The organism is Streptomyces sp. NPDC058964 (assembly GCF_042741275.1).
GTDB lineage: Bacteria > Actinomycetota > Actinomycetes > Streptomycetales > Streptomycetaceae > Streptomyces.
Genome location: NZ_JBHYKH010000067.1, coordinates 1 through 4,450 on the forward strand (window position 1 = coordinate 1; position 4,450 = coordinate 4,450).

Annotated in this window: 3 protein-coding genes and 2 pseudogenes; 2 read left to right on the forward strand and 3 right to left on the reverse strand. The window is 68.0% G+C overall.

Translation table 11 applies throughout. From position 1 onward, the window contains the following. Positions 1-92: 92 nt before the first annotated feature. The 3 genes and pseudogenes from ACFW2E_RS11685 to ACFW2E_RS11695 all read right to left on the reverse strand — a co-directional run. A pseudogene (locus ACFW2E_RS11685) lies at positions 93-572 on the reverse strand (glycoside hydrolase N-terminal domain-containing protein); the annotation flags it as partial. A gap of 69 nt (positions 573-641) precedes the next feature. Further along, positions 642-1,831 (reverse strand): annotated as a pseudogene (locus tag ACFW2E_RS11690) (carbohydrate-binding protein); the annotation flags it as partial. Between the two features lie 511 nt (positions 1,832-2,342). Then, complete coding sequence (locus tag ACFW2E_RS11695) at positions 2,343-3,323, reverse strand: GlxA family transcriptional regulator (RefSeq protein WP_384465133.1); 981 nt, start codon at positions 3,321-3,323, stop codon at positions 2,343-2,345. 134 nt (positions 3,324-3,457) lie between these two features. On the opposite strand from ACFW2E_RS11695, the gene ACFW2E_RS11700 reads away from it, so the two are divergent. Beyond that, positions 3,458-4,096, forward strand: coding sequence for an HD domain-containing protein (locus ACFW2E_RS11700; RefSeq protein ID WP_384465077.1), 639 nt, complete (start codon positions 3,458-3,460; stop codon positions 4,094-4,096). Positions 4,097-4,181: 85 nt separating this feature from the next. Then, a partial coding sequence (locus ACFW2E_RS11705; protein WP_384465080.1) for an MFS transporter occupies positions 4,182-4,450 on the forward strand: 269 nt, incomplete at its 3' end.

The following is a 4,450-nucleotide window of genomic DNA, read 5'->3' on the forward strand; positions in this document are numbered from 1 at the left end:
CGCCGCCGCCCGGTGGGGGGGGCGATCGCATAGCGGGATGGCATAATCACGCGGGAACCGACCGGTTCCGGGTGACAGTCGAGGTGGCACGGCCCGTTGGGCAAGGCACCTGGGAACGGGCAGGTGCGCGGGTCGTGTTCGCCGTGGGTGCCGTCGAGGGTGACGGTGCCGGTGTGGTGGCCGCCGCCGCTCCGGCCGAAGTGCAGGACGATCACGTCGTCGGGCCGACGGGCGAACGGCTGTCGCCGGTAGGTGACCCCGGAGCGGACGTACGACGTGGGCACCACACCCTGGGCGAGGTCGAGAGCCGGTGGTCGGAGACGGCGGACAGGTCGTGGTCGGGAGGCCGACGGTGAGCCGGGCGAGGAGGGGAAGCGGGCCGAAGTCGTCCCGGCCGTAGGGGAACCGGCCGTCGGAGTCGAGGGTGTCGTTGGGCCGCCGGTCCACATCGTGGCATCGGTGACCAGGAGCAGTTCACGGCCGGAGTCGTTGCTCGCGAGGGCGCCGTGGCGGCCGTTGCCGACGGGGTCGAGGGGCGTCGTGGTGCGGCGTGAGGCGGTGAAGGCGGCCATTCCGGCGAGGGCTCCGGTCGCCGCGGCGCCGCGTCTGCCGGGGCGCGGGTCCACGGCTGCTGCTCGTCCTCACTGTCGCGGGGACTTGGGGACGTCGATCCGGTCGATGTCGGGCGCGTAGCCCGAACCGCTGCCGAACGTGATCGTGTTGACGCCCGCCTGCAGCGTCACGGGCACGCTCACCGTCTCGACGGTCCCCCAGTCGCCGGTGGAGGGGAACTTGTGGCGGACGGCGCCGCCCGAGTTCGCGGAGATGTCGGCCGACCGGGCGTCACCGCTGACGTAGGCGACCTTGACCAGGTAGGTGCCGGGGCGGTCGACGACGATGTCGTTGAAGCGGAGTTTCCCGCCGAGGTAGAGGTTGCCGACCTTCTTCTCGCCGGAGCAGGCGGAGCAGCCGGCGACGGAGGCGTTACCTGCTGGGCGTCGGAGGGGGTGACCGGTCGGGCGGGCGGGGCCGCGCCCTGGTCGACGGCGATGACCTCGCGGTTGGTGAGCAGGGAGAGGCCGTAGTCGTCGAGGCGGGTGAGGTCGTCGCCGGTGTAGAGCGGGGACTTGGCGATGGCCCACAGGGTGGCGTAGCTCTGCCGTTCGGCCTTGGTCAGGCCGTCCATGGCCCCGTTGCCGATGTCGAGGGAGTCGAGGTCGTTCCAGCCGCCCGGGCCTGCGTGCCGGGTCCAGCCGGGGGCGTCGTCCCAGCGGTCGTCGACGGAGTTCTCCCAGGTCACGAGGGTGTTGCAGTAGCACTCGACGTCGGTGTCGACGCGCCAGCCGTTGGAGTACTTCTTCCAGTCGGCGGCGTGTCCGATGTCCAGGGACCAGGAGACCTCGAGGTGGACGGGCCGGCCGGTGGCGGCGATCGCCTTCTGCCAGGCCGCCACGTCGGCAACGTTGTCGTACTGGTCGCTGCTCTTGAAGGAGCCGGGGCCGACACCGTCGAGCTTGAGGAAGTCGTAGCCCCAGCCGGCGATCAGCCGCGCCTGGGAATCCACGTACTTCTGGGCACAGGGCCGGGAGAAGTCGAGTTTGTAGGCGCTGTCCCAGCCGTTGGTCGTGCGCAGGTCGCCGTAGACGATGTCGGCGGTGGTGCAGCCGTCCGCGTCGGCGACGGGCACCTTTCCGTCGCCGTACGCCTCCTTCTCCAGACCGACGGGCAGGTAGATGCCGGCCTTGAGGCCCTCGGCGTGGATGTGGTCGGCGACGGACTCCATGCCGTGCGGGAAGCGGACCGGGTCGGCCGTCTGCCGGCCGTACCCGTCCTTCTCCAGACTTTTGGGTGTCTCATGAGACATCAGCTCGCGCCTGGGCCGACAGAAAGGATCAAGCACCGCAGGAGTCGCTCGTGCCAGGATGCTGGCATGTCGTGTCGCGCGCTGAGTCTCGGAGTGGTGGCGCAAGCATACGAACGATTCCGGCCGGGGTGCTCCGTGGAGCTGTTCGGTATCGTGAAACACGATCTTGATCGGATGTTGTCACCCGGCCTTGGTGAGGTCCGTGGTGTCGGGCGGGTACGGTCCCTACGCCGCGAGAGTGGTGGCGGCATCTTCCAGACGTGCAGCGAGGCGATCCGGTGCCATGGCTGCGATGGGGCAGAGGTTGGTGGCCCGGGAGGGCGGGCAGGTCGTGGTGGGCTTGAGGGGCGGGCTTGGTGAGCAGGCACGTTGGTGGATATTCGCTGAGCCCGCCTGGGAAGGCTGTGCTGTCGGGAGGTATCGCGGGATGTGGTGGACGAAGCCGTGGCGGTAACCACGCAGTGACAGCTTCGTCTTACTACTGCCCCTCGTCGTCCCGGCGCGCCGTTCTGAAGCGGCGCTGATAGGCGGCGGGGCTAAGCGACAATTCCCTCACGAAAATTCTCCGCATACTCTCGTAATTCGGGAATCCGGCAAGGGACGCCGTCTGCGTTGCGGTATGCCCCTGGTCGAGTAGAGCTTTCGCCATGTCGAACCGGATCATTTCCACGTACCGGGCCGGCGTAGTGGACAGCTCCTCGCGAAAGAGCCGCGTGAGATGCCGAGTGCTCACATTGAGGTGCTTGGCGAGTTCGCCGAGTGAGTGGTTTCCCCCGGGATTCGCCGTGATCACGTCGGTGACTCTACGGAGGGCAGGAGATCGGGGCGGCGGTCCCTGCAGTGGGGCGGAGAACTGTGACTGGCCTCCCGAACGCTGCAAATAGACCACCAGGGCGCGGGCGACGTCGCGGGTCAGATCAGGACCGTGATCCTCCTCGATGAGTGCCAGTGCCAGGTCGATGCCGGCGGTCACGCCCGCCGAGGTGTAGGTGGTGCCGTCACGGACGTAGATCGCGTCGGGTTCGACGCGGCTGGCCCGACAGCGGGCGACGAGTTCGTGCGCGACCTTCCAGTGTGTGGTCGCGCGCTTGCCGTCCAGGAGGCCGGCGGCGCCGAGGATGAAGGCTCCGGTGCAGATGGAGGCGACACGGCTGGCCCGGAGTGAGAGTGTTCGCGTGGCCTCGATCAGATCACGGGGCACAGGTGTGCGCGGGTAGAGGTCTGCGCCGGGCACCAGGAACGTGTCGGGAGCAGACTCCGTGGCGGCGGCGTCGTCGACCGCGATCCGGATCCCGATGGACGAGGTGACATCGGCACCGGTCGGTGACACCAGCACGATCGTGTAGTTGGCACCGAGCCGGTTCGCTTCCCCGAATACCTCCGCGGGGCCGACGACGTCCAGAAGTTTGACCCCGTCGTAGACGAGGATCGCGACCCGATGCGTGGCGGAGCCCCCGATGCCGCCGCCTGCCTGTCCGGATTCGGGTGACTCATGGCCGGACCGAGGGAGCGCCGGACGACGGGTGGTTGGCAGTGTGGAAGACGGATGCACCGTCCATTCGTAACACACCGATATCCGAAGGAGCAGAGGTCATGAGCGAGATCATCGCGGGGGTAGAAATTCCTGAAACGGCGGCAGTCGCCGAGGCCACCCGTGTCATGCAGGAGATGACCAGCCCCCTCATCTACCACCACTCCCGGCGCGTTTTCGTCTTCGGCGCCATTCATGCTCACCGGCTTGGCCTGGACCCCGACCCGGAGCTTCTCTACCTGTCCGCCATGTTCCACGACACGGGCCTGTTGACGCCGTTTTCCAGCGCAGAGCAGCGCTTCGAGGTCGATGGAGCCGACCACGCCCGCAAGTTCATGCTCGACCGTGGTTTCCCGGCCACGGCCGCCGACGTGGTGTGGACGGCGATCGCGCTGCACACGACCCCGGGAATTCCCAACCGGATGGGCCCGGAGGTCGCCATCACGTACTTCGGGGTTCTGACCGACGTGCTCGGCTTCGGTCTGGACGAGCTGGACCGCAGCCAGGTGGATGAGATCACCGCCACCCATCCGCGGGGCGACTTCAAGAACGAGTTCCTGCAGGCCTACGTCGACGGTCTCAAGCACCGCCCCGAGACCACGAACGGAACCGTGAATGCCGATGTGCTGGAGCACTTCGTTCCCGGCTTCCGCCGCACCACCACGGTCGAGCGCATGCTGGGCGCTCCCTGGCCGAGCTGATCAGGACGCCAGAAGAGGCAACGTGATGAAACGTGTGAGTAGCTCTCACGGCGGGCGTCGTCTCGGACGAGGTGCGGGCTTCGCCGTGCTGTTCGGTGCCAATGTGGTGATGATGGCCACGGCAAGCGCACCGTCACCGATCTACCCGCTGTACCGGGAGCGCTGGGGCCTGTCGGTCACGATGCTGACGGTGGTCTTCGCGGTGTATGTCGTCGGTCTGCTCAGCGCGTTGCTGACGCTCGGATCGCTGAGCGACCACCTGGGGCGCCGCCCCGTGCTGGTTGCCGCCCTTCTCGTGGCGGCGCCCCGCACCGCCCTCTTTTGGGGCGCCGCCGGCCAAGTAGCCCGCCCGAT

Coding starts and splice junctions, on each gene's coding strand:
- ACFW2E_RS11700 (WP_384465077.1), top strand. CDS start 3,458: ATGAGCGAGATCATCGCGGGGGTAGAAATTCCTGAAACGGCGGCAGTC.